General features: G+C 42.4%; 18 protein-coding genes. 10 read left to right on the plus strand and 8 right to left on the minus strand.

The features are described 5' to 3' along the window. Window positions 1-87: 87 nt before the first annotated feature. Window positions 88-1,491 (plus strand): signal recognition particle protein, encoded by a 1,404-nt coding sequence (ffh, locus tag FTV04_RS07690; protein WP_078191163.1) that lies wholly within the window; start codon window positions 88-90, stop codon window positions 1,489-1,491. Window positions 1,492-1,774: 283 nt separating this feature from the next. Further along, window positions 1,775-2,368 (plus strand): alpha/beta hydrolase, encoded by a 594-nt coding sequence (locus FTV04_RS07695; RefSeq protein WP_180048990.1) that lies wholly within the window; start codon window positions 1,775-1,777, stop codon window positions 2,366-2,368. A 143-nt stretch (window positions 2,369-2,511) separates the two neighbouring features. On the opposite strand, the gene FTV04_RS07700 is transcribed toward FTV04_RS07695, so the two are convergent. The 3 genes from FTV04_RS07700 to FTV04_RS07710 all read right to left on the minus strand — a co-directional run bounded on the left by FTV04_RS07700 (window position 2,512) and on the right by FTV04_RS07710 (window position 4,922). Beyond that, window positions 2,512-3,189, minus strand: coding sequence for a hypothetical protein (locus FTV04_RS07700; RefSeq protein WP_180089170.1), 678 nt, complete (start codon window positions 3,187-3,189; stop codon window positions 2,512-2,514). A gap of 226 nt (window positions 3,190-3,415) precedes the next feature. Then, the gene (locus tag FTV04_RS07705) at window positions 3,416-4,144 is read right to left on the minus strand and encodes a type III pantothenate kinase (protein ID WP_180089171.1); all 729 of its coding nucleotides are present in this window, start codon (window positions 4,142-4,144) and stop codon (window positions 3,416-3,418) included. 22 nt (window positions 4,145-4,166) lie between these two features. Continuing rightward, the gene (locus tag FTV04_RS07710; protein ID WP_180089172.1) at window positions 4,167-4,922 is read right to left on the minus strand and encodes a biotin--[acetyl-CoA-carboxylase] ligase; all 756 of its coding nucleotides are present in this window, start codon (window positions 4,920-4,922) and stop codon (window positions 4,167-4,169) included. A gap of 29 nt (window positions 4,923-4,951) precedes the next feature. On the opposite strand from FTV04_RS07710, the gene FTV04_RS07715 reads away from it, so the two are divergent. The 5 genes from FTV04_RS07715 to ligA all read left to right on the plus strand — a co-directional run bounded on the left by FTV04_RS07715 (window position 4,952) and on the right by ligA (window position 13,253). After that, window positions 4,952-5,764 carry a sulfite exporter TauE/SafE family protein gene (locus FTV04_RS07715; protein ID WP_180089173.1) on the plus strand — a complete coding sequence of 271 codons (813 nt, stop codon included), beginning with the start codon at window positions 4,952-4,954 and terminating at the stop codon, window positions 5,762-5,764. Between the two features lie 147 nt (window positions 5,765-5,911). Then, window positions 5,912-6,607, plus strand: coding sequence for a GntR family transcriptional regulator (locus FTV04_RS07720; protein ID WP_078191157.1), 696 nt, complete (start codon window positions 5,912-5,914; stop codon window positions 6,605-6,607). 10 nt (window positions 6,608-6,617) lie between these two features. Continuing rightward, window positions 6,618-10,067: a chromosome segregation protein SMC gene (smc, locus tag FTV04_RS07725; protein WP_180089174.1), complete on the plus strand. Its 3,450-nt coding sequence runs from the start codon at window positions 6,618-6,620 to the stop codon at window positions 10,065-10,067. A gap of 1 nt (window position 10,068) precedes the next feature. Beyond that, window positions 10,069-11,121 carry a cell division protein ZipA C-terminal FtsZ-binding domain-containing protein gene (locus FTV04_RS07730; RefSeq protein WP_180089175.1) on the plus strand — a complete coding sequence of 351 codons (1,053 nt, stop codon included), beginning with the start codon at window positions 10,069-10,071 and terminating at the stop codon, window positions 11,119-11,121. Window positions 11,122-11,219: 98 nt separating this feature from the next. Then, a complete protein-coding gene (gene ligA / locus FTV04_RS07735; protein ID WP_180089176.1) occupies window positions 11,220-13,253 on the plus strand; it encodes an NAD-dependent DNA ligase LigA in 2,034 nt (677 codons plus the stop codon). Between the two features lie 241 nt (window positions 13,254-13,494). Here ligA and FTV04_RS07740 read toward each other — a convergent pair whose 3' ends face one another. From FTV04_RS07740 to FTV04_RS07750, 3 genes are all read right to left on the minus strand, one after another. Beyond that, the gene (locus FTV04_RS07740; protein ID WP_180089177.1) at window positions 13,495-14,958 is read right to left on the minus strand and encodes an amino acid permease; all 1,464 of its coding nucleotides are present in this window, start codon (window positions 14,956-14,958) and stop codon (window positions 13,495-13,497) included. Next, window positions 14,958-15,992: a methyltransferase gene (locus FTV04_RS07745; protein WP_078192341.1), complete on the minus strand. Its 1,035-nt coding sequence runs from the start codon at window positions 15,990-15,992 to the stop codon at window positions 14,958-14,960. The genes FTV04_RS07740 and FTV04_RS07745 overlap by 1 nt, the downstream gene beginning before the upstream one ends. Before the next feature lie 66 nt (window positions 15,993-16,058). Further along, entirely contained in the window at window positions 16,059-17,429 is a 1,371-nt protein-coding gene (locus tag FTV04_RS07750) for a uracil-xanthine permease family protein (RefSeq protein WP_078191151.1), read from the minus strand. A 173-nt stretch (window positions 17,430-17,602) separates the two neighbouring features. Here FTV04_RS07750 and typA point away from each other — a divergent pair, with 173 nt between their 5' ends. Together typA and mscL are read left to right on the plus strand one after the other, a co-directional pair. Next, the gene (typA, locus tag FTV04_RS07755) at window positions 17,603-19,438 is read left to right on the plus strand and encodes a translational GTPase TypA (RefSeq protein WP_180008500.1); all 1,836 of its coding nucleotides are present in this window, start codon (window positions 17,603-17,605) and stop codon (window positions 19,436-19,438) included. A gap of 290 nt (window positions 19,439-19,728) precedes the next feature. After that, window positions 19,729-20,160 (plus strand): large conductance mechanosensitive channel protein MscL, encoded by a 432-nt coding sequence (mscL, locus tag FTV04_RS07760; RefSeq protein WP_078192339.1) that lies wholly within the window; start codon window positions 19,729-19,731, stop codon window positions 20,158-20,160. 113 nt (window positions 20,161-20,273) lie between these two features. Here mscL and FTV04_RS07765 read toward each other — a convergent pair whose 3' ends face one another. Together FTV04_RS07765 and mutM are read right to left on the minus strand one after the other, a co-directional pair. After that, window positions 20,274-20,558 carry a peptidylprolyl isomerase gene (locus tag FTV04_RS07765; RefSeq protein ID WP_086198859.1) on the minus strand — a complete coding sequence of 95 codons (285 nt, stop codon included), beginning with the start codon at window positions 20,556-20,558 and terminating at the stop codon, window positions 20,274-20,276. Beyond that, window positions 20,555-21,409, minus strand: coding sequence for a bifunctional DNA-formamidopyrimidine glycosylase/DNA-(apurinic or apyrimidinic site) lyase (mutM, locus tag FTV04_RS07770; protein ID WP_180089178.1), 855 nt, complete (start codon window positions 21,407-21,409; stop codon window positions 20,555-20,557). The genes FTV04_RS07765 and mutM overlap by 4 nt, the downstream gene beginning before the upstream one ends. Window positions 21,410-21,798: 389 nt before the next feature. Here mutM and FTV04_RS07775 point away from each other — a divergent pair, with 389 nt between their 5' ends. Then, complete coding sequence (locus FTV04_RS07775) at window positions 21,799-23,052, plus strand: carbohydrate porin (RefSeq protein ID WP_180008494.1); 1,254 nt, start codon at window positions 21,799-21,801, stop codon at window positions 23,050-23,052. Window positions 23,053-23,068 lie beyond the last annotated feature (16 nt).

The following is a 23,068-nucleotide window of genomic DNA, read 5'->3' on the forward strand; positions in this document are numbered from 1 at the left end:
ACTAAAGTATCCTATAGCATTCTATGCATAAATTTTCTATTTTAAGAAACAATTTTTTGCTCATGGCTATTTTAAGCGGATTTTGCAATGTTTGATACCTTAACAGAACGACTCACGCAGAGTTTAAGAAATGTTACTGGCTCAGGGCAGCTAACCGAAGACAATATTAAAGATACGTTACGCGAAGTACGTATGGCACTTCTTGAAGCCGATGTTGCGTTACCTGTAACTCGTGAATTCATCGCGAAAGTTAAGGAAGAAGCATTGGGCCAAGAAGTGATGACTCAGTTATCACCGGGGCAGGCTTTCGTCAAAATCGTTCATGACGAATTGACCAAAATGATGGGTGAGGCGAATGAAAGCCTAGACCTAGCGGCAAAACCACCAGTTGTTGTGCTTCTTGCAGGTTTGCAAGGTGCGGGTAAAACAACTACTGCGGCAAAACTTGCACGTTTCTTACAAGAGCGTCAAAAGAAAAAAGTAGCAATGGTGTCTGCCGATGTTTATCGTCCAGCAGCGATTAAGCAGCTACAAACGGTTGCAGGTGAAGTTGGCGCGATTTTCTTTGAATCAAGCGCAGACGAAAAACCGATTACCATCGCAAATCGTGCGATTGAGCAAGCAAAAATTCAATTTGCTGATGTCTTGATTGTCGATACAGCAGGTCGTTTACATGTAGACGACGAAATGATGGATGAAATTAAAGAGCTTCATGCAGCGATTAAGCCGACTGAAACATTGTTCGTGGTTGATGCCATGACCGGTCAGGATGCGGCGAATACGGCAAAAGCCTTTAATGATGCCTTACCTTTGACGGGTGTGATCCTGACAAAAACGGATGGTGATGCACGTGGTGGTGCAGCACTTTCTGTTCGTGCCATTACTGGCAAGCCGATTAAATTCTTGGGTATGGGTGAAAAACTCGATGCCTTAGAGCCATTCCATCCTGAACGTATCGCACAGCGTATTTTGGGTATGGGTGACGTACTTTCTTTGGTCGAAGAAGTTGAACGTAAAATCGACAAAGAAAAAGCCGAAAAAATGGCGAAAAAACTGCAAAAAGGCGGTAGCTTCAACTTTGAAGATATGCTGATGCAGTTTGAACAAATGAACAAAATGGGCGGTATGATGGGCTTCCTGGATAAACTTCCAGGCATGAGCAACTCAGGGATTCAAGATGCAATTGCACAAGCAAATCCTGAAAAGCAAGTGAAGAAAATGGAAGCGATTATTCAATCGATGACCATTAAAGAACGTCGTAACCCAGACTTGATGAATCCAAGCCGTAAAAAACGTATTGCAGCAGGCTGTGGTATGGATGTTGCTGAAGTGAATAAACTCATCAAGCAACATGCGCAAATGGCGAAAATGATGAAGAAATTTGCCAACCCAACGGGTATGGCAAAAATGATGAAATCATTAGGCAATATGCAAAAACAATTTGGCGGCGGTGGCATGGGTCCATTGTTTGGCAGTAAAGATCCGAAGTAATTTGGACTGAAAAAAAGGCGCTTTCTGCGCCTTTTTTTATGGCTGCAATTTGACGAGACTGTGCGTTCAAGTAAAGTGGTAGGGTACATTTGATAGCAAGTACTGGATGAAGGAATCTTGCTATACCAGCAGATAGATACCGAACTGAGCTAAATCATTACAAAAAGATGCCAAATTGACATTGAGAGCGTGTAGGTGACAGGTTTAAAACAGAGGTGAAAATTTGCCGAACTGCAAATTGAAAGCTTCACTAAAAATAATCACCTAAAATAAGAATCAAATCATGAATACACCGCATACGCCAGAAAGCCAAAAGATCTATATTGTTCATGGTCATGATGCATCGCCTAATGATCATTGGTTTCCTTGGTTGGGACGAAAGCTGCAAGAAGCAGGACATTATTCTCGACGCATCGTGATGGCAAATGCGGCACAACCTGATTTTGACCATTGGCAGAAATTTCTAGCGTTGCAAATGCCTGATTTGGATGAAAATACCATTGTGATTGCACATGGTTTGGGGTGTTTAACCACGCTGCATTATCTCAATCAATATTTTGAAAAGCATGGCACGCGGATTAAAGCGGGCGTTTTTGTATCGGGTTTTAAAAGTAGTTTACCGACACAACCTGAATTAACCGCATTTATTCAACGTGCAAAAATGGATAGTGGTGTTTTACAGACCTATATGCCAATTTGTATCAGTTTGATTTCATCCAATGATCCTATCGTGCCGCCGCCGGTTGCGATCCAATTGGGCAATTTTATAAATGCACAAATTTATGAGGTGAAAGAAGCGGGGCATTTCACAGCACAGGATGGCTTTTCTGAGATTCCACAACTGTGGCACGTATTAAAGCCGATTTTAACGGCTTAGGTAGGTTGTATGCGCGTGTTTAATAGATCGCGTGTTTTGTAAATCAGGTAATCGTGAAAACTAAAATTGATCATGCAATAGGTGCAATTGAAGAGAAAAAAGGCGCAATCTGCGCCTTTTTGTTTGATCGATCTTTTGATAGATCAGTCGAGTTCTAAAGCAACACGTTCACGAATGTCGTCAATGTCATCATTGGCTTCGCGACCATCTTCCTGCCATGCTTTATAAGCACCAACATATTCACCATCGGTATCGACGACATATTCAGCCGCAATTTTTCCTGAGGCATACCATAAGCGATAGGCATCATTGCCATTTTCATCGACTTTATACGCTGCGCCACGTTGTCCTGTTGGATAAAATTCTTCGCCTTGGATGCTCACGCCATCTTGATTCACAAAGGTTGATTCTACTTTGCCGTTTTTGCGATAAAGTGTTACTGGGCCTTCGATGTCACTGCCACTAAAACTAAATAGTTTCATCGGATCTTTGACCCAAGCAGGTGAGGATTGAGGGGTTTTGGTTTCTTGGTAAAAATCTTGAACTAAAAAATCTCCTGTGGTATTACGACCTAAAAGTACACGGTAATAGCCGTCTTTGACTGGGGTCATGTAATAACTTGAATCAATATACGATACGCAGCCGCAGTAATCGGGATTATCTTCATCTCCAAAATAGCCCAAAACTGCTTCAGAGGTGCTGAGCTGTGATTTGATTTCGGCAGGGATTTTAGAGTTGGCTAGATTTTGTGTCGTGGTACAACCGCCGAAGAATAATGTAGAGGTGAGCAGGCTTAAACCCAGTAAATTTTTAAATTTCATATCTATACTCTTCGTCTTATATTCTATCTTGAAAGACATTTTTAAATTATAAAGTTGCTGATGTATCTGTCGATCATCGCAGGCTATTGTAATTCCTTGGACGAAAAAAGGTCATGAATCGCGATACAATTTGTAACCACGCTTATATGAAATGAACCTCAATAAAAAAGCGTGATCACCATTGGCCATCACGCTTTCACAGTTTGCTATCAAATAAATAGCTAAATTACACACCATTTACATAACTTTGTAGGCCTCGAAGCAGTAAATCTGCTTCGACAGCTGGCTGGTATTGTTCTAAATAGCGTGCAAATAGCGCAGCATCGCCACCGGTTAAAATTAACCGACTTGGATATTTATCGAGAACCTTTTCAATGGTGCTGACCAAGCTGAGCAAGATGCCATGATGAACAGCGTCTATGGTATTTTTACCAGGAGACAGCTCGTTAAAGGTGGCATCTGGAATTTTAATGCCTTTGGTGTTTTGGATGAGCGAATCACGTTGTAAATACAAATTTGGCAAAATATAGCCGCCTAAATGTTGTAAGCCATCCGTTAAGTCAATGGTGAGTGCCGTGCCACAGCTAATGACACAGTATTTTTGTGTAGGGTCTTTGACCACAGCCAGCATTTGCAGCCAACGGTCGATCCCGAATTTACTGGTGTCTTCATATGCACAGCGTAAACCCGCATATTCGGCATGTACTTTGGCAATAGTGACAGGAACGGCTAAAAATTTAAGAATTTTTTGAATCCGATCATTATTTTTTTTGTCGAGTACCGAAGATATCCCCACCTGATCTAAGTCCAAACTTTTAAAGTGTTGGATCAAACCGAGAAGTAGTTCGGCAGGCGACTGTAAATGCAGTTCCGCAGCATGCTCTATGATTTGATCGTATTCGGTAATCCAGTATTTCAGCCGTGTATTACCGACATCGAGCCATAATTTTTTCATCAGTAGGCCTTTGCAATCCTGTTTATGATTGATCTGCTAAACGTAAGCGACCTTGGAAATGATTTTCTAAGCGCTGCGAAGTTTGGATGTTGATCGAACCATCATTTTCAATACCGAGAAAGCGGCCTTGGCTTTTGCCTCGCAGATGTTCAAGCTCAACGGGCTGTTGCATAAATGCAGCATAATGGTTGAATCGTGCAGCGAGGTTATAGCAGTTATGATCGAACCATTCACCTGCAAGTTGAATCGCTGCATAGAGTTCAGCGATTAACTGTAAACGGTTTGGCGAGTGAAGTCCGAGTTCAGATAACGACGTTGCGCGTTGCTCAATTCCTGTGGATGGAATCGGAAATAAGTTCATGCCCACGCCGACAATCGCTTGATGTGGCGAAATTGGTTCAATCAAAATCCCGCCCCATTTGCCTTGTGGGCTATATAGGTCATTGGGCCATTTCACTTCTAATGCGAGATTTTGCAAACTTGGCATTTGCAAGATATTTAAGGCAATTTCGAGTGCAAGCCGTCCATCTATCGCTGTCTGTAAATTCAGCAATGTGCTTAAATAGATATTACCAACGGGTGAGACCCATTGATGATCGCGTTGCCCACGCCCCTGAGTTTGCTCTTCACTGCATACCAAAACATGTTGAATGCCTTTTTTGGCAATCTCACGGACATCGTCATTGGTCGATGTAGTAATGGGCTTCAGTAATAAAACTTCAGGCGGTTGAGGTACTGTGCTCAGCAATTGCTGTAAGTGTCTGGTCTCTAAATCCATTTGAATCTGAGAGTTGTGGAATAATATTGATGGAGTTAATCATATATTTACTGATTGGTGCAATCGCTGGTTTTGCTGCGGGGCTATTTGGTGTGGGCGGTGGCCTGATTATTGTACCGATTTTATTCATCGTCTTTACCCAACTTCAGTATGATCCCAGTGTGATTATGCACATGGCGGTGGGCACATCTTTAGCCACGATTATTGTGACTTCACTTAGCTCGGTTTCGGCGCATCATAAAAAAGGTGCCGTGCTGTGGAATGTCTTTCGGAATTTGGCACCGGGTTTGGTGATCGGTTCATTTCTCGGTGCAGGCATTGCAGATTATTTATCAGGGCAGGGTTTGCAACTGTTAATTGGCTTTTTTGCGGTCTGGGTGGCCTTTAAAATGTTTCGCGGTGCAGCGACACCAGTCGATCCGAATAAACATTTACCCTCACAAACCATGCAAATGGCAGCAGGCGGTGGTATTGGGGTTGCTTCTGCGATCTTCGGTATTGGTGGTGGTAGCTTAACCGTCCCGTATTTGAATAAAAACGGCGTCATTATGCAAAAAGCGGTCGCGACATCTGCTGCATGTGGTTTACCGATTGCGATTGCTGGGGCCCTCGGCTTTATGTGGTTTGGTCATCAAGCCGATATCGTGGTTCCCAATACCATTGGTTATATCCATATTTATGCATTTATCGGGATTAGTGTAATGAGCTTCATCACTGCGAAATTGGGTGCGAAAGTGGCTCATATGTTGTCGCCATTTATGCTAAAGCGTTGTTTTGCATGTCTATTAACAACAGTCGGCTGCTATTTTATTTACCAAGGTGTGCAAGCCTTTGGCGCATGATTGTCCGTTTTGACTGAAAAAATTGGCTTTGTTGACACAAGATTGTCAGACAATGTCATGTTCAATTAGGTTGCTTATCGTTTCTAATGCAAATAGATTGAGTGTAAATCTGAACATTGCATCTTATAAAAAAAAGATAGGAACAGTATGCAACAACAAGAAGCGGACAGTTTGTCAGAACAAATTGCCAAACACATCGGTGAACAAATCATTCGCGGTGAGTTGGTCGAAGGCGAGCGAATTCAGGAACTTAGAATCGCGGCCGAATTGGATGTGAGCCGTGGCTCTGTTCGTGAAGCGTTATTGATTTTAGAACGGACTCAGCTCATTGAAATCTACCCACGACGTGGCGCCTTAGTCTCTGAAATGTCGGCTTTACAAGTGCGCTCATTATTTGATATTGCAGCATTATTGTTGGGTCAAATTGTGCATCGTATGGCGGAAACGTGGCGCAGCCATGAAGCTGAGCGTATTCAGTTATTACTTGAACAATTAGACGTGGAAACTCGCCAAGGCAATACTGAAAAGTTTTATGATCTGATTTTTCAGGGCATGGCTCGTCAGCATGAAATGGTGGGAAATACCTACCTGATGCGTTATTACCAAGAATTGTTGCCATCACTCAGACGTAGTTATTTCCTGACACTGAATATTTCACGACGTGAACTACAAGAATCTTTTGATTTGTTTAAATTAGTGACTGATGCAGTTTTAATCAGAAAATCACATCAAGCCACTTTATTTATGGAAGATTTTTGTCGACACTTACGCAACCTTGTGTTGGAATCACTAACACGGATGAAACAAATCGAATTAGCGTGGGCGAGACGTTCACGCCGCTGATCAGGACATTATGCGTTTAAGCAGTTTAAAACTTTCCGGCTTCAAATCTTTTGCCGATAGCACAACTCTAAAATTTGAAGGCAACCGTAGTGCGGTTGTTGGACCGAACGGCTGTGGTAAATCCAATGTGATTGATGCCATTCGTTGGGTTATGGGTGAATCCAGTGCCCGTCAATTGCGTGGTGGCACCATGCAAGATGTTATTTTTACCGGAACGGCAAAGCGTAAACCAGTCGGGATGGCGAGTGTTGAACTGCGTTTTGATAACACCTATGGCAAGTTAGGTGGTGCTTATAATGCCTATACTGAACTGGCAGTTCGCCGTCAGGTCAATCGTGATGGTAAATCCGAATATTTCCTCAACGGCACCAAATGCCGCCGTCGTGATATTACTGATATTTTCTTAGGTACCGGTTTAGGTCCGCGTTCGTATGCGATTATTGAACAGGGCATGATCAACCGTTTGGTCGATGCCAAACCTGAAGAAATGCGTGTGTATATTGAAGAAGCCGCTGGGGTTTCTCGCTATCAAGCTCGTCGTCGTGAAACTTTACAGCATCTAGAACACACCACTCAAAATTTAGAACGTCTCGAAGACATTGCATCCGAACTAAAGTCTCAGCTGAAAACCTTAAAACGTCAGTCTGAAACGGCGGTGCAATACAAAGAATTAGAAACCCAAATTCGCACGATTAAAATTGAAGTGCTGTCTTTCCAATGTGAACAAAGTATGCGTTTACAGCAAGAATACACGCTCGACATGAATGAGCTTGGGGAAACTTTCAAACTGGTGCGTTCTGAGCTGAACACCTTAGAACATGACTTATCTTCCACCAGTGCTTTATTTCAACGGCTTATTCAACAGTCCACGCCATTACAAAGCGAATGGCAACAGGCGGAAAAGAAACTGTCTGAGTTGAAAATGACGCTGGAGCAAAAGCAGGGTTTATTTGCACAAAATTCGGCAAGTTTGGTGGAGCTTGAAAAGCAAAAAGCTCAAACCAAAGAACGTTTACAGCTATTAGAGTTACAACTGGAAACGCTGCAAGAACAGCAAGATGGATTTGTTGAGCAATTACAGCGCCAAGAAAGCAGTAGTCAAGATCAGACTCAACAATTGGCCGATTTGAAAGCTCAGCATCAACAAGCGGTTCAACAATTTGAACAATGCCGTGGGCAAGTTGAAAAGCAGCAACAGCAAAAGCTACAGATGTTGGCGCAGAGTGAACAATTGACCAAAAATATTGGTCGTATTGAGCAACAGCGTGAGACTCTGCAACAGCAACGAGGTCAAATTCAGCATCAGGCGCAGCAAGATGAGTTGGAGCAGTATCAGCAAGATAAGCAGCAGCTCGAACAGCAAATTGTGCAACAAGAGCTGGTGATTGCCGAAACTCAAGCACAGCTTGCAGCTGCACAAGAACAGCAGGCACAGCACAAAAATACGGTGTTGCAGCTAAAGTCAGAGATACAGGTGCTGTTGTCAGAGCATAAAAACCTAAATCAATTGATGATTAAAGCTAGTCCAAAGCAGCAAAGTCAGCGTCAACATTTAATGCAGCAGTTGCAGTTGAGCACACAAGGTAAACAGCATGCACAACTGGTCGAGAAATTTTTGTCTAAATGGCTGAGTGCCCAAGTCTTAGGACACAGTGATAATTTTCAAGACAGTATTGCACGTCAGGTCAAAGGCAGTCTTCACACAGCAGCACAAATCGTTGGATTAGACGCTTTGGCGACGTGGATTGAAGCACCACAACTTTCGATCTGGCAGCAGGTCGCGATTACTGAAACATTGACGATGGCATTGAGCCATCAGGCTAAACTGGCCGCAGGTCAGTCAATACTCACGCTCGATGGTTATCATGTCGGTGCGGATTGGGTTATTGGTCTAGACTATGATGAGGACAGCCAAGCAGGGCAAGGTGCATTGAGCCACCGTATTCGTTTGGATGAATTGACTGAATTACTTGCAGAGCAGCAGCCAAAGCTGACGCAACTAGAAGGCCAATTGCCTGAGTTACAAAATGCCGTACAAGCTTTACAGCAAAATCTGCAACAGCAACATAGCCAATTAAAAAATTGGCAAAAAGACATTCAAAATGCTGATGTTGCGATTGCGAAGGTACAAAGTTCCCATCAGGCTTTTGCCTTACAAAAGCAGCAGTTAGAAGATCAATTGCAGCAACTTGAAGCACAGCTTGAAGAAGATGCCATGCAAAAAGATGATTTGGAAATAGATCTGCATGCGCTGACGATGAAGCTTGAGCAAGCTTTGCCTAATTATAAAACCTTGCAATTCCAAGTTGAAGAGTTGAGTCTAGCACTGGAAAGTGCTCAGCAAGTGGCATTACACAGTCAGCAAGAATTGGAAATTGTGCGTCGTCAGTCTGTACAGACAAAACAACAGATTGAATTATTAGAAAAAGACACGGTCTTTTTGAAAGCGCAAACTCAGCAAATTATTGGACAGATGGAGCAGGCAAAGAAATTTGTCGATCCGGTACAGTTAGAATTGCCTGCGCTTGAGTCACAGTATTCAGAGCAGGCTCAAGTCACTGAACGTTTACAAAAAACCTGGAATGACTGGCAGCTTGAACTCAATAATGTTCAGAGCAAACAACAGACATTGACGGAACAACGCCATTCACATCAACAGCAAGATGAAAAATTGCGTACGCAATTGGAAGAAAAGCGTTTGGCTTGGCAATCCGCGCAGTCTGATTTGCAGCATTATTCTGAACAGCTGAAAGAAATGAACAGCGAAATGCTGACAGGTTTAAGCATTGATGTGGTATCCCATCAGCAAAAACTAGAAAAAGCACAGCAGCAGTTTGATAAATTGGGTGCAGTCAACTTGGCTGCGGCAGAAGAATATACTGAAGTTTCTAAACGCTTTGATGATTTAAGCCACCAAATTGATGACTTGCAAAAGACCGTTGAACAACTGCAAGCTGCGATGAAAAGCATTGATCAGGAAACGCGAAAGCTGTTTATGACCACTTTTGATAAGGTCAATACAGAACTTCAAGCGTTATTTCCGAAAGTATTTAATGGTGGTGAAGCAAGTTTAAGCCTTGAAGATGGTTGGCAATCGGGTGTAAAACTGATGGCACGACCACCGGGTAAACGAAACAGCTCTTTGGCATTATTGTCAGGTGGTGAAAAGGCACTGACCGCATTGGCTTTGGTTTTTGCGATTTTCCGCCTAAATCCTGCACCATTTTGCGTTTTAGACGAAGTCGATGCACCTTTAGACGATGCAAATGTAGGAAGATTTTGTAATCTTGTAAAAGAGCTTTCAGAACAAGTGCAATTTATCTACATTACACACAATAAACTGGCAATGACAATGGCAACTGACTTACTTGGTGTGACCATGCCAGAACCAGGAACTTCAAAATTAGTGACTGTGAATATTGAGCAGGCCAAAGAATACGGTTTAGCTGCGGAGGCATAACATGGAAATCACCACTATAGCTGGGATTGTAATCGCTGTAATTATCATGGTTGTGGGCATTCGAATGATGTTTCGTAAACCTGCAGATGCAGCGCCATCACTCGACACTGAATTACATATTGACCCTGATAGTCAGCAACCTGTTATTCCGCGCCATGTACGAAATCAGTTAAATACACCTGAAACCACGCAACGTGTAGAGCCGACCTTAGCTGAGGAAAAAGTCACAGCGGTTGAAACGATTGAAACTGCTCAAGCGAATGTAACGCAAGAAGCAATGGCAACAGAACAAGCTGAGCAAAGCGTTGAGGCTATTGCAAAGACTGAGACGACTACGACGGATCCCGTTTCAGTTGAAAAAGCTCAAACTGCAACAGAAGACAGTACTTTGTCTACCGAAGCAACAGAATCTACAACGGTTGCATCTGTAGCCGCCGATGCCAATGACGCCGCGACTCCTGCGACGAACGTTCAGGCAGACGCTGTTCCTGTAGAAAAAGCGCCAGAATTTAGTGTAAATAGCGCAATTGAAAAAGCTGAAATCAGCGATTTTGATGAAGAAAGCAGTATTTTGGATGCGCATTTACATGAACAAAAAATTGTTGATGAAGAAAGTGCTTTAGCAACTGCGGAAACTTATATCGCCTTAAATGTGTTCCCAGATAGCCGTGCCTTGTCGGGTGAAAAAGCATTAAAAGTTTTACTGAAATACGGTTTACGCTTTGGCGAAATGGCCTGTTTCCATCGCTATGATGAAGAAGGTACAAAGTTATTATTCTCTGTATTGCAAATGAATAATGATGGCGCTGCGCAAGGTTTTGATCTTGAAACTTTATCGACTGAAGAAGTAAAAGGTTTGGCTTTCTTCTTAGCGCTGCCACACAGCGATGTACAAAATGCCTTTGATACCATGGATAGCATTTCACGTCTAATTGCCCGTGAAATTGACGGTACTGTGTATGATCAAAATAACCAAGAATTTACACCGCAGATGCGTGAACATTGGCGTCATCAAGCGATTGATTATCGTCAAGGTCAAGCTATCGAAGTCTAAACGTCTTTGATTGAAACTCACCGAGTGGGTTTCTATAATAGCAACAGATAATGAAATTTGAGGGCGGAGCATGAACCGCCCTTTTTTATGGTGAATGTATGACACAACAATCCACTGTCGTTGCACAGATGCGACAACTGATTCAACTATTGGCGAAACATAACCATGCCTACTATGTCATGGACACGCCAGAAATTGAGGACAGTGAATATGATCAACTTTTTCACCAATTAAAAACCTTAGAAGAGCAACATCCTGATTTAGTGCAACCTGATACACCAACCACAAAAGTGGGTGGAAAGGCCTTGTCTAAGTTTGAATCTGTAACCCATGCAGTACCCATGTTGTCATTGGGTAATGTATTTAATGCAGAAGATTTATTTGCCTTTGCCCGTCGTGCGGAAGAGCGCTTACCGAATCAAAAAATTGAATATGATGTCGAATTAAAATTTGATGGACTGGCGATTTCTCTCTGGTATGAAAATGGCATTTTAGTCCGTGGTGTGACACGGGGTGATGGTGAAACTGGGGAAGACATTACCCAAAATGTAAAAACCATTCGTAATTTACCTAAAGTACTGACTTCTACACAGACTGATATTCCAAGTCTGCTAGAAGTCCGTGGTGAAGTCCTGATGCCAAAGTCAGGCTTTGAAAAGCTCAATGCTGAAAACGAAGCCAAAGGTGAAAAAACCTTTGCCAATCCACGAAATGCAGCAGCAGGCAGCTTACGTCAACTCGACCCTGCAATTGCGGCTTCACGTCCTTTGGCTTTTTATGCCTATGGCATTGCACAGTGCGAACCACATCATGGTCAAACCACCATGTCTGCTAGCTTAGAATGGCTGACACAGTTTGGTTTTGCTGTCGGTGAACGTCACTTTATTTGTGACAGCATTCAGGACGTACAAGCTGCGTATGAGCAAATGATTATTGATCGTCCAAGCCTGAGTGTTGAAATTGATGGCATGGTGATTAAGGTAAACAGCCTGAAGCAACAGCAAACACTGGGTTTTTTAAGTCGTGAACCGCGCTGGGCAACGGCATATAAATTCCCTGCAGTCGCAGCGCTCACGACGGTTGAAAATATTGATTGGCAAGTGGGGCGTACAGGGACTTTGACCCCAGTCGCGCGTTTAAACCCTGTGGCAGTCGGTGGGGTAACAGTTTCCAATGTCACCCTACATAATATTGGTGAAATTCATCGTTTAGATGTACGTGTGGGTGACACGGTCAGTGTATACCGTAGTGGTGATGTGATTCCAAAAGTGGAAAAAGTATGGCCTGAATTCCGCCCTGTAGATACGGTAGAAGTTCAGTTACCTGCATGTTGCCCAGTCTGTGCATCTCCTGTCGTGATGCCAGAAGGTGAAGCCTTGGCACGTTGTTCAGGTGGTTTGTACTGTGCTGCACAGCGTATTGAGGCGATTCGTCACTTTGTATCGCGTAAAGCTATGGACATTGAGGGCTTAGGCGACCGTTGGGCGGAATCACTTTTACATTTGGATCTGCTCAAAGATGTTGCTGATATTTATAGCTTGCATGAGCATCGTGAAAAATTACTGACCATTGAAAAAATGGGTGAGAAGTCGGTTCAAAACCTTATCGATTCCATTGAAAATAGTAAGAAAACGACACTAGGTGCATTTATTTATGCACTCGGCATTCGAGGCGTGGGTGAAACCACGGCACGCATGCTCGCCAATACTTTCCAAACCTTTGATGCGATTCGCCATGCAGATCTCGAATCCTTGAAGAAAACACCAGACGTTGGTGATATTACCGCAGAATGGATTGTCGACTTTTTCCAAGCGCCGCATAATCTCGAAGTGGTTGATCGTTTGTTGGCAGCAGGGATTCATTGGGATGCACCCGTTGCGCCAAGTCGTCAGCCACTGAATGGTGAGAGTTGGGTGATTACAGGGACCTTGAGTACCATGGGTCGTGATGAAGCGACGCAAATGCTTCAAGCCTTAGGCGCACGTGTTAGTGGGAGCGTTTCGGGTAAAACCAAATGTGTAGTTGCGGGTGAAAAGGCAGGTTCTAAATTAGAAAAGGCTGAAAAGCTGGGTGTACCTGTGATGAGCGAAGAAGAGTTCATTGCCTTTGTACAACAGCATAATGCTTCTTAAGTATTGAAAATCAAACCTGAAAAGGTTGTGACTTTTGAACAAACGCCTGATGCATTGCATTGGGCGTTTTTATTTTGCTGCTTAACATGATTGAGTGAGCGTGTCAGTTGTTGGTGATAAATCAGACAGCATTCCTCAACATTACTCACTAAGCATTTTGTTAAAGCGTGAATGTATTGAGACACAATTTTAGCCATAAAAAAAGCAGCCCTTAGGCTGCTTTTTTTATTCAGTGATCAGATTATTCTTGATCAACTTTCATTGGTTTTACATCCATTTCTTGATATGGAACCAACTTGGTTTTGTGTTTCCACTTATAACCGAACCAAATAGCAAGGAATAAGAAAATACCAATATAGGTAGAAACAACGGCCAACCATTCACCATCTAAAACGGCTTGATAGTTCTGACCAAGGACCACGATGGCACACAAAATAAAGGCAAACCACGGTGCAAATGGGAAGAATTTTGCACGGTAAGCAAGATCTTCTAATTTATTGCCTTGAGCCAAGTAGCCTTTACGGAAGCGATAATGTGAAACTGCAATACCGAGCCACACAATAAAGCCACACATACCTGACATGTTCAGTAACCAGTTAAAGACCGCTTGTTCACCGATAAATGTGGTTAAGAAGCACAGTGCCGCAATCGCTGTAGTTGCATAAAGTGCATTCATTGGTACGCCACGTGCATCTAAGCGACCAAAGACTTTCGGCGCACTGCCTTTACGTGCCATATCAAAGAGCATACGGGTAGAGGAGTACATACCAGAGTTACCCGCTGATAAAATCGCAGTTAAGATCACAGCATTCATCACCGATGCAGCAAAGGCAAAACCTGCTTTTTCATACAGTAAGGTAAATGGTGATAGTGCAATATTTTCAGTAGATGCTGCTTGTAATAAACGTGGGTCATCATAGGCAATAAGAGTGCCGATAATGAAAATACACACGATATAAAACAACAAGATACGCCAGAAAATTTGCTTGATGGCAATAGGAATGGTCTTTTCAGGATCTTTCGATTCACCTGCAGCCACACCAACCATTTCAGTCCCTTGGAAAGAGAAACCGGCAATCATGGCCACACCAATCAAGGCAGATAAACCGCCGACAAATGGGGCTTCACCCTTGGTCCAGTTGGCAAATGTTTCTACGCCCGGTGTCAGCATGATTTTGCCAATCATAAACAAACCGATAATGATAAAGGCAACAATTGCGAGCACTTTAACTAGGGAGAAGAAGAATTCTGATTCACCAAAGCCTTTTACGGTCAGCGCATTAATAGCAAAGACGATTGCGAGGAAAATCGCACTCCAGTAGAAGCCCGGAATATCTGGAAACCAGAATTTCATAATGAATTGGACTGCAACCAATTCAAATGCCACGGTAATCGCCCAGTTATACCAATAGTTCCAACCCAAAGCGAAGCCGAAACCACCCTCGACATATTTGGTGCCGTAGGTAAAGAATGCACCCGAAGTTGGATTATGTGTTGCAAGCTCACCTAGACTGGTCATCAAGAAGTAAATCATGATACCAATTAAGCAGTATGCAAGCAGGGCGCCACCCGGGCCTGCATTGGCAATGGTTGCTCCAGAGGCTAGAAATAAGCCTGTACCAATTGAACCACCAATTGCAATCATGTTGAGATGGCGAGCACCCAACTTACGTTGAAGTTGAGCTGGTTTTTGAATTTCGCTCATCATTGTTCCTTAAGATTTTTTTGCGTGCTCGCAAACAAGACTTTAAATCCTTGTTGGTCGGCTTTGATTGTACATTGACCATAATGCTGCTCAATTAAAGTCGGATAATTGAGGAATCGGTTGGCAACAATCCAAAGCTCACCCCCAGACTTCAAATGTCTGCGCGAAGTTTTGCATAGATTTTCACTGGCATTGTAGTCGGTTTGAATCCCTTGATGGAAGGGTGGATTGCTGACTATGGCATGTAAAAATAATGGAGCATCCTCGATTCCTGTGACCGCTTTAATCTCAAGTTGTTCAGGTTCAAGCAAATTTTGTTCAAATGTCATTTGTGTAGACGCCAATGCAAAGGCATCTACATCCATGGCAAAGATACGATTTTTAGGATTCAGTTTGGCTAAATAAGCACTGATAACACCCGCACCACAGCCAAAATCTGCAATTTTGCCCGAAGTGACTTGTGATAAATAAGGCAATAAGGTAGCCGTACCCACATCTAAACGGTTCTGGCTAAATACGCCAGGCAGTGCGCAAATCGTAAGCTCACCATTTGGGGTTTCAACTGGATATTTTTGCACCCAATCTTGCAGTGGCTTCAGTGTGACAGTTTTTTCCAATAGGGTTTGCCACATTTGACAGTGACGCGCGCTATCAATTTTTAGTGTTTTACCAAAGGGCTGTAATTGTTTTGCAGCGCGTTCAACACCGCCTTTTTTCTCACCCACGAGGAAAATAGAAGCACCTTGAGCAAGATGACTTGCGACATTGTGTAATAAATAATTTAGCAGTTCTTTTGATTTTGGAACAAAAATAACCGCTTGATCAAACTGACCCTCAGGAAAATCGACACCAAAATGGACGTTTGACTGTTGATTTTGAAAGTACTGAAAATCATTAAAATTCCAGCACCAAATCGATGGCTTAATATTGTCATTCAATTGACTGAGTAAGTCATCTGTCGGTGCATTTACGAAAAGCACGCGATCTTGTAATAAATCGATCTGTCGTATAACGACTTCACTTGTGAGATCCATAGATTTCTCCATCATAAAAAACACTGCCTAGGGCGGAACCTAGGCAGTGTTCTTTGACAAATGAACTTACTTCTTCACTTCAGGAAGAACAATATTCAAAATAAGGGCAGCGATACCACCAGTGGCAACGCCTGAACTGAAGATATTACGGAACAATTCAGGAAGATGTTCAAGGATTTGTGGTACTTGTGCAACACCTAGACCCAATGCCAATGAAATCGCAATGATTAATAGTGCGCGGCGGTCTAAATGAATGCCTGACAAAATATTAATACCAGAGGCAGCCACAGCACCGAACATCACCATCACAGCACCACCAAGCACGGCTTGTGGAACCGCTTGAATGACACCTGCTACAGCAGGAAGTAAGCCTAAAATAACCAATAAGGCAGCAATCCAAATGCCTACATAGCGGCTTGCAACACCTGTTAACTGAATAACACCGTTGTTTTGCGCAAATACAGAACTTGGGAACGTGTTAAAGATACCGGCAAGGAATGAGTTTGCACCATTCACCAATACACCACCTTTAATACGCTTCATCCATTCAGGGCCATCTACAGCTTGATTTGAAAGCTTAGAAGTCGCGGTAATATCGCCAATCGCTTCCAAAGATGTCACAAGGTAGATAAATGCCATTGGAATAAACAAGCTCCACGAGAAGCTTAAGCCAAAGTGCATCGGTGTTGGAATTTGAACCAGTGGCGCATCTTTTAAACCATCAAAGTTTAAATGACCCATAAAGCCTGCAAGGATGTAACCCACGACTAAGGCTATTAGGATGGCAGAACTTTTTACCCATGTAATACGCACACGGTTCAATAAAATGATCAGTGCCAAAACGGTACATGACATGATGAGGTTGTCTGCATTGGCAAATGTTTTATCGCCCATGGCTTGATAACCACCACCCATGCTGATCAGGCCTTCTTTAATTAAAGTCAGACCAATCAATAGCACCACAATACCTGTTACCAATGGGGTAATCAGTTTTTTCACCCAAGGTAAGATTCGTGACACACCCATTTCAATGAATGAACCCGCGATCACCACACCAAAGATAGATGCCATAACTGCTTCTACAGGTGTACCTGCCGCAACCATTGCAGAACCAATACCGATAATAGGACCAATAAAGTTAAAGCTGGTTCCTTGTACAATCAGGAGACCTGCACCAAATGGACCGACTTTTTTACATTGTAAAAAGGTTGCGATACCAGAGATCACCAATGACATCGACAGAATCATATTGGTGTCTTCTTTTGACACACCAAGTGCCAAACAGATCAGCAGACCCGGCGTCACAATTGGGACAATAATGGCCAATAAATGTTGGAACGCAGCGAGAAAAGCAATAAAAGGTTTTGGTCGATCATTCAATCCATAGACTAAATCGAGTTGATCTTTTGCTTCGGGAGATTGGTTTAAATCAGACATGCGGCACTGAAAATTAAGGCTAGGTGGCGCTATTCTAATCTGTTTACACAGCTTTACAAAACCAAAAGCGTACCAGTCGTCAAAAAAAATGCGATTGTCAATAAACTGTCACTACTAAAATCTATATTTTTTCTGTATAATTTGCCCTCAAACTTTAGGCGTATCGAATTCACATGTCAGATATTAAAACTCTCCGTAACATTGCCATCATCGCGCACGTCGACCATGGTAAAACTACTCTTGTAGACAAACTTTTACAGCAATCAGGTGCTCTTGGCGATCGCGCAGGCGAGATCGAACGTGTAATGGATTCTGGCGCTATTGAAAGTGAACGTGGTATTACCATTCTTGCAAAAAACACTGCAATCAAATGGTTAGACAAGCGTACTGATACTGAATACCGTATCAATATCGTGGATACCCCGGGACACGCCGACTTCGGTGGTGAAGTAGAACGTGTAATGTCAATGGTTGACTGCGTACTTCTTCTTGTTGACTCTCAAGAAGGCCCAATGCCACAAACTCGTTTTGTAACGCAAAAAGCGTTCGCACGTGGTTTGAAACCAATCGTAATTATTAACAAAGTCGACAAGCCAAACGCTCGTCCAGACTGGGTAATTGACCAAGTATTCGATTTGTTCGACAACCTTGGTGGTTCTGACGAACAGTTAGACTTCCCAGTTGTATATGCTTCAGGTCTTCGTGGTGTGGCTGGTCCATCTCCAGAAGAACTTGCTGAAGACATGACTCCATTGTTCGAAACAATTGTAGACATCGTTGAACCACCAGCGGTTGACGTTGACGGTCCATTCCAAATGCAAGTCTCTTCACTTGACTATAACAGCTTCGTAGGTGTTATCGGTGTTGGTCGTATTCAACGTGGTTCAGTGAAATTAAACACTCCTGTAACTGTAATCGACAAAGACGGTAAAACACGTAACGGTCGTATCTTAAAAATCATGGGTTACCATGGTTTAGAGCGTATCGATGTTGAATCAGCTTCTGCTGGTGACATCGTTTGTGTAACGGGTATTGATGAACTTCATATCTCTGACACAATCTGTGATCCAAAAGCAGTTGAAGCTTTACCTGCACTTTCTGTAGACGAACCTACAGTATCGATGACTTTCCAAGTAAACAACTCACCGTTTGCTGGTAAAGAAGGTAAATTCGTAACTTCACGTAATATCCGTGAACGTCTAGATCGCGAATTGATTCACAACGTAGCATTACGTGTTGAAGATACTGACAGTCCTGACCGTTTCAAAGTATCTGGTCGTGGTGAGCTTCACCTTTCAGTTCTTATTGAAAACATGCGTCGTGAAGGCTTCGAAATGGGCGTATCACGTCCACAAGTAATCATCAAAGAAATTGATGGTGAAAAACAAGAGCCATACGAAAACGTAACGTTTGACGTTGAAGAGCAGCACCAAGGCGCTGTAATGGAACAAATGGGTCACCGTAAAGGTGAAATGACCAATATGGAAGTTGACGGTAAAGGCCGTATCCGTATTGAAGCAACAGTTCCTTCACGTGGTTTGATTGGTTTCCGTTCTGAATTCTTAACAATGACTTCAGGTACAGGTATCATGACTTCAAGCTTCTCGCACTACGGTCCAATGAAACAAGGTACTGTTGCGAAACGTCAAAACGGTGTGTTGATTTCTATGGTTCAAGGTACTTGCTTGGGCTATGCACTATTCAGCTTACAAGACCGTGGCCGTCTATTCGCTAAACCTCAGTTAGAAGTTTATGAAGGTATGATCGTTGGTATTAACTCACGTTCAGACGACATGACTGTTAACCCAACTAAAGCGAAACAGCTAACTAACGTACGTGCTTCTGGTACTGATGATGCGTTGACTCTTGTTCCGCACATTGAATTTACGCTTGAACAAGCGCTTGAATTCATTGAAGACGACGAATTAGTTGAAGTAACACCTAAGTCAATCCGTATCCGTAAACGCTGGTTGACTGAAAACGAACGTAAACGTAACCGTAACGGTTAATTTTACAGTTTCAAAAAAACCGCTGACTTAGGTTAGCGGTTTTTTTATGCATGGGTGTTTTGAATAAAAATGCAAAAATTGAATGACTTTATTCATTTAATTCGACATGTATAATTTTGATAAATCCTTTTTAATAGAATGTATTACCAAAATCAAAAATGTTTTGTGTGAATTTTTATACATGGCATTTAGAATCCAATAAAAACCAAGTAAATTAGGTGGAAATAGTTATACAGATATAATGTATACTTCGTCACAAAATTAAAGCTGAAAAAATTTCTGGAGATCACATGAGTATTATTCAAGAATTTAGAGAATTTGCCGTAAAAGGCAACGTGATGGACTTGGCTGTAGGTGTCATCATTGGTGGTGCTTTCGGTAAAATCATCGATTCCATGGTAAAAGACATTATCATGCCTTTTATTTCTTGGATCCTTGGTGGTGACGTTGATTATTCAAATTGGTTCTTAGTATTGGGTGATAACCCAAACAATTTAACCACGCTAAAAGCAGCACAGGATGCAGGCCTTAATGTGTTGGCTTACGGTAACTTCTTAACTATCTTAATCAACTTCTTGCTTTTGGCATGGGTCGTATTCTGGTTAGTGAAATTGATGAACAAATTGCGCCGTCAAAAAGTTGAAGAGCCAGCTCCAGAGGCGACTCCAGAAGATATCGAATTACTTCGTGAAATTCGTGATGAATTAAAACGTAAAGGTTAATCCTTTAGCATTCAAAACGGCACTTTGAAGTGCCGTTTTTTATTGAATCCCTTCCGACCTTCCTTTTAAAAAGGGAGGGGAATTCCTTCTTTTCAAAGGAGGAATTTAGGAGATTAAAAATCCATCCGGAATTTAATTTCCAGTAAATGCCAGCCAAACTGGCTTTTGATTGGGCCATGTAGTTCACGTTCGGGCAAAGTAAAAACTGCCTTATCAATTGGACCAACCAGTTGGCCTTTTTTAATGTCGCCAAGCTCACCGCCTTTTTTACCTGAAGGGCATGTCGAATGCTGCTTTGCAATTTTGGCAAAGTCCGCACCGCCTTTGATTTTCTTTTTCAGTTGCTCACATAGTTCTTTATCTTTGACTAATATGTGGCGAACAATCGCAGACTTCATGCTTTATTTCCTTTCACGGTTTTCTTAGTCTGCATTTTAACCTTTTTTAAAGGCTGGCACTCAGGGCAAAACACCGATGCACGTTGCCCTAGTTTGATATTTTGCAACGTGGTTTCACAGTTGATGCACATTTCACCGGCACGTCCGTAGGCGAGCAGGGTTTGCTGGAAATAACCATTTTCGCCCATCGCATTGCTGTAATCGCGTAAAGTCGAACCGCCTAAATCAATTGCCTGTTTTAAAATACGTTTGATTTCGATGACCATTTTTTCAACTTGTTCAAAACTCAAACTCGATGCTGGCTGCGCAGGATGTATGCCGAGGTTAAACAGGCTTTCCGTTGCATAAATATTGCCCACACCGACTACGATATGATTGTCCATGATCGATACTTTGATACTGGTCTGCTTATTTTTAAATTTTTGGAATAAGTATTCAGCATTAAAGTCATCACTCAGCGGTTCAGGGCCAAGCGTGTCAATCAGTTTGCTTTGAGATGATGCATCTAACCATAAAATACAGCCAAAACGGCGTGGATCGTGATAGCGTAATTGCATATCTTCAAAATGAATCACCAGATGATCATGCTTTCGTAATGCTTCATGACCTTCACAAATCCGAAAACTGCCAGACATGCCCAAATGCCACAACATGCTGTCCTGTTCAAATTCAGCCAAAATATATTTTGATCGACGGCTGAGCTGAAGCAGCTTTTGTCCGACGAGTTTTTGAATGTCGTCAGGAATAGGCCAACGCAGGCTCGACTGAAAAACCTCAACTTTGAGAACCTTTTCATTCAATAATGGCAATAAACTGGTTTTAGTGGTTTCTACTTCTGGTAATTCAGGCATAAAAGTCGAAGCAATGGATCATTCAAGTTATGCATACTATTGGGTCTAGCCCTACATAATGCAAGTTTCATCGCGGCCTAAGGGAGTGTATGAATAGGTTATTGATTATTAATTGTGAGAATAATAAACTAACAAGTCACAATAATGAGTTTGAAAAAGCGATCAGAAGTTAAACAATTGAATTAATAGATATATAAGATATTGAAAAATAATCACTAAAAATATTACATAACAATAGATTTATTTAAAGTCACTTATTGATAAATTAAAGTTTTGTGAATGATAAAAATAATGCTGAGATAGAACGTGAAAAATTATGTAATTTTTGTGACATTAGATTTCAAGCCATGTGGCTTGTCTAGAGACTCTCTCCAGATTTAGGTTTTACCATGAAAAAATACAGTCTAGCTCTTCTACCTGCATTTGTTGCAGCAGCCATGACACATGTTCACGCCGCAGAAGCATTCGACACTAAAGATCAGTACATGCTCGGGGATTGGGATGGTAAACGTAACGAACTTGCACAACAAGGTGTGAAGTTTGAGGCCAATATTGCTGCTGATGCTGCCTATCTTGCCGATGGCGGTCGTAATCCGGGACATTCAGCAACGGTAGCCAGCCAATTGTGGTTAGGTACACAGCTTGATATGGAAAAACTTGCAGGTTGGGATGGCGTGACTGTGCGTGCTGTAATGACTGCTCGTCAAGGTCAAAGTACCTCAGTTCGTGATTTGCAAGGGGATGTTCCTCAATTGGCAAATGCACAAGCCAATTTTGGTCGTGGTAATCAGAAAACTCGCTTATCTGAACTGTCTATTGAAAAGCAATTTAAACAGCAAGGCTTAAGCATTAAAGCAGGCCGTTTAGGTTTGGGCATGGACTTTAACGTGATGGGCTGTGACTTTGCCAGTACTGCGTTTTGCGCTGCGCAAATGGGTAAATGGCAAGGCAATATTTGGATGAATACCCCAGTTTCACAGTGGGGCGCACGTGTGAAGCAAGAGCTTAGCCCAGAACTTGCTGTACAAGCGGGTGTGTATGAATACAACCCTGAAAATGCTTTGGAACGCCATGGTTGGAATTTGGATACCGATGATGCCGATGGTGTAACTATTCCTGTAGAAATCATTTGGACACCGAAAGCATTGGTGAATGGCTTACCGGGCAGCTACCGCTTTGGTGCGATGTACAACACTGCAGATAATGTAAAAAATCAAAAAGACATTATTTCGGGTGAAGCTGAAGATCGTACCTTTGGTGGTTGGGTAGCGATTGAGCAACAGTTAACGTCTACAGGTGAAGGCAAACGTGGTTTGCATAGCTTTGCCAATTTTACTTGGCATGATCGTGTCACCACAAAAGTTGATAACTCACAGCAGTTGGGTTTGAAATACATTGGATTGGCCGATCGTTTACCTAACGATATGGTGGGCTTGGGCGTGAACCGTGTACATGTCAATGATCGACTTTCTGCTGAGAAATTTGATGCAAGTGCAGAATATAATGTCGAGTTGAACTATAGCCATAACCCGACGAAATGGTTGATGATTCGCCCTAGTTTACAATATGTGATTAACCCAGGCTCAACAAATCGAGTTGATGATGCTTTCCTAATTGGTTTAAGCTCTAAGGTAATCTTCTAATGTCAAAATAGGTGCT

Origin of the sequence: Acinetobacter sp. YH12219 (assembly GCF_013417875.1) — a bacterium.
GTDB lineage: Bacteria > Pseudomonadota > Gammaproteobacteria > Pseudomonadales > Moraxellaceae > Acinetobacter > Acinetobacter amyesii.

Bases quoted from the DNA above. Each gene is read 5' to 3' on its own strand.
- ffh (WP_078191163.1), top strand. From the start codon at position 88: ATGTTTGATACCTTAACAGAACGACTCACGCAGAGTTTAAGAAATGTT.
- FTV04_RS07695 (WP_180048990.1), top strand. From the start codon at position 1,775: ATGAATACACCGCATACGCCAGAAAGCCAAAAGATCTATATTGTTCAT.
- FTV04_RS07700 (WP_180089170.1), bottom strand. From the start codon at position 3,189: ATGAAATTTAAAAATTTACTGGGTTTAAGCCTGCTCACCTCTACATTA.
- FTV04_RS07705 (WP_180089171.1), bottom strand. From the start codon at position 4,144: ATGAAAAAATTATGGCTCGATGTCGGTAATACACGGCTGAAATACTGG.
- FTV04_RS07710 (WP_180089172.1), bottom strand. From the start codon at position 4,922: ATGGATTTAGAGACCAGACACTTACAGCAATTGCTGAGCACAGTACCT.
- FTV04_RS07715 (WP_180089173.1), top strand. From the start codon at position 4,952: ATGGAGTTAATCATATATTTACTGATTGGTGCAATCGCTGGTTTTGCT.
- FTV04_RS07720 (WP_078191157.1), top strand. From the start codon at position 5,912: ATGCAACAACAAGAAGCGGACAGTTTGTCAGAACAAATTGCCAAACAC.
- smc (WP_180089174.1), top strand. From the start codon at position 6,618: ATGCGTTTAAGCAGTTTAAAACTTTCCGGCTTCAAATCTTTTGCCGAT.
- FTV04_RS07730 (WP_180089175.1), top strand. From the start codon at position 10,069: ATGGAAATCACCACTATAGCTGGGATTGTAATCGCTGTAATTATCATG.
- ligA (WP_180089176.1), top strand. From the start codon at position 11,220: ATGACACAACAATCCACTGTCGTTGCACAGATGCGACAACTGATTCAA.
- FTV04_RS07740 (WP_180089177.1), bottom strand. From the start codon at position 14,958: ATGAGCGAAATTCAAAAACCAGCTCAACTTCAACGTAAGTTGGGTGCT.
- FTV04_RS07745 (WP_078192341.1), bottom strand. From the start codon at position 15,992: ATGGATCTCACAAGTGAAGTCGTTATACGACAGATCGATTTATTACAA.
- FTV04_RS07750 (WP_078191151.1), bottom strand. From the start codon at position 17,429: ATGTCTGATTTAAACCAATCTCCCGAAGCAAAAGATCAACTCGATTTA.
- typA (WP_180008500.1), top strand. From the start codon at position 17,603: ATGTCAGATATTAAAACTCTCCGTAACATTGCCATCATCGCGCACGTC.
- mscL (WP_078192339.1), top strand. From the start codon at position 19,729: ATGAGTATTATTCAAGAATTTAGAGAATTTGCCGTAAAAGGCAACGTG.
- FTV04_RS07765 (WP_086198859.1), bottom strand. From the start codon at position 20,558: ATGAAGTCTGCGATTGTTCGCCACATATTAGTCAAAGATAAAGAACTA.
- mutM (WP_180089178.1), bottom strand. From the start codon at position 21,409: ATGCCTGAATTACCAGAAGTAGAAACCACTAAAACCAGTTTATTGCCA.
- FTV04_RS07775 (WP_180008494.1), top strand. From the start codon at position 21,799: ATGAAAAAATACAGTCTAGCTCTTCTACCTGCATTTGTTGCAGCAGCC.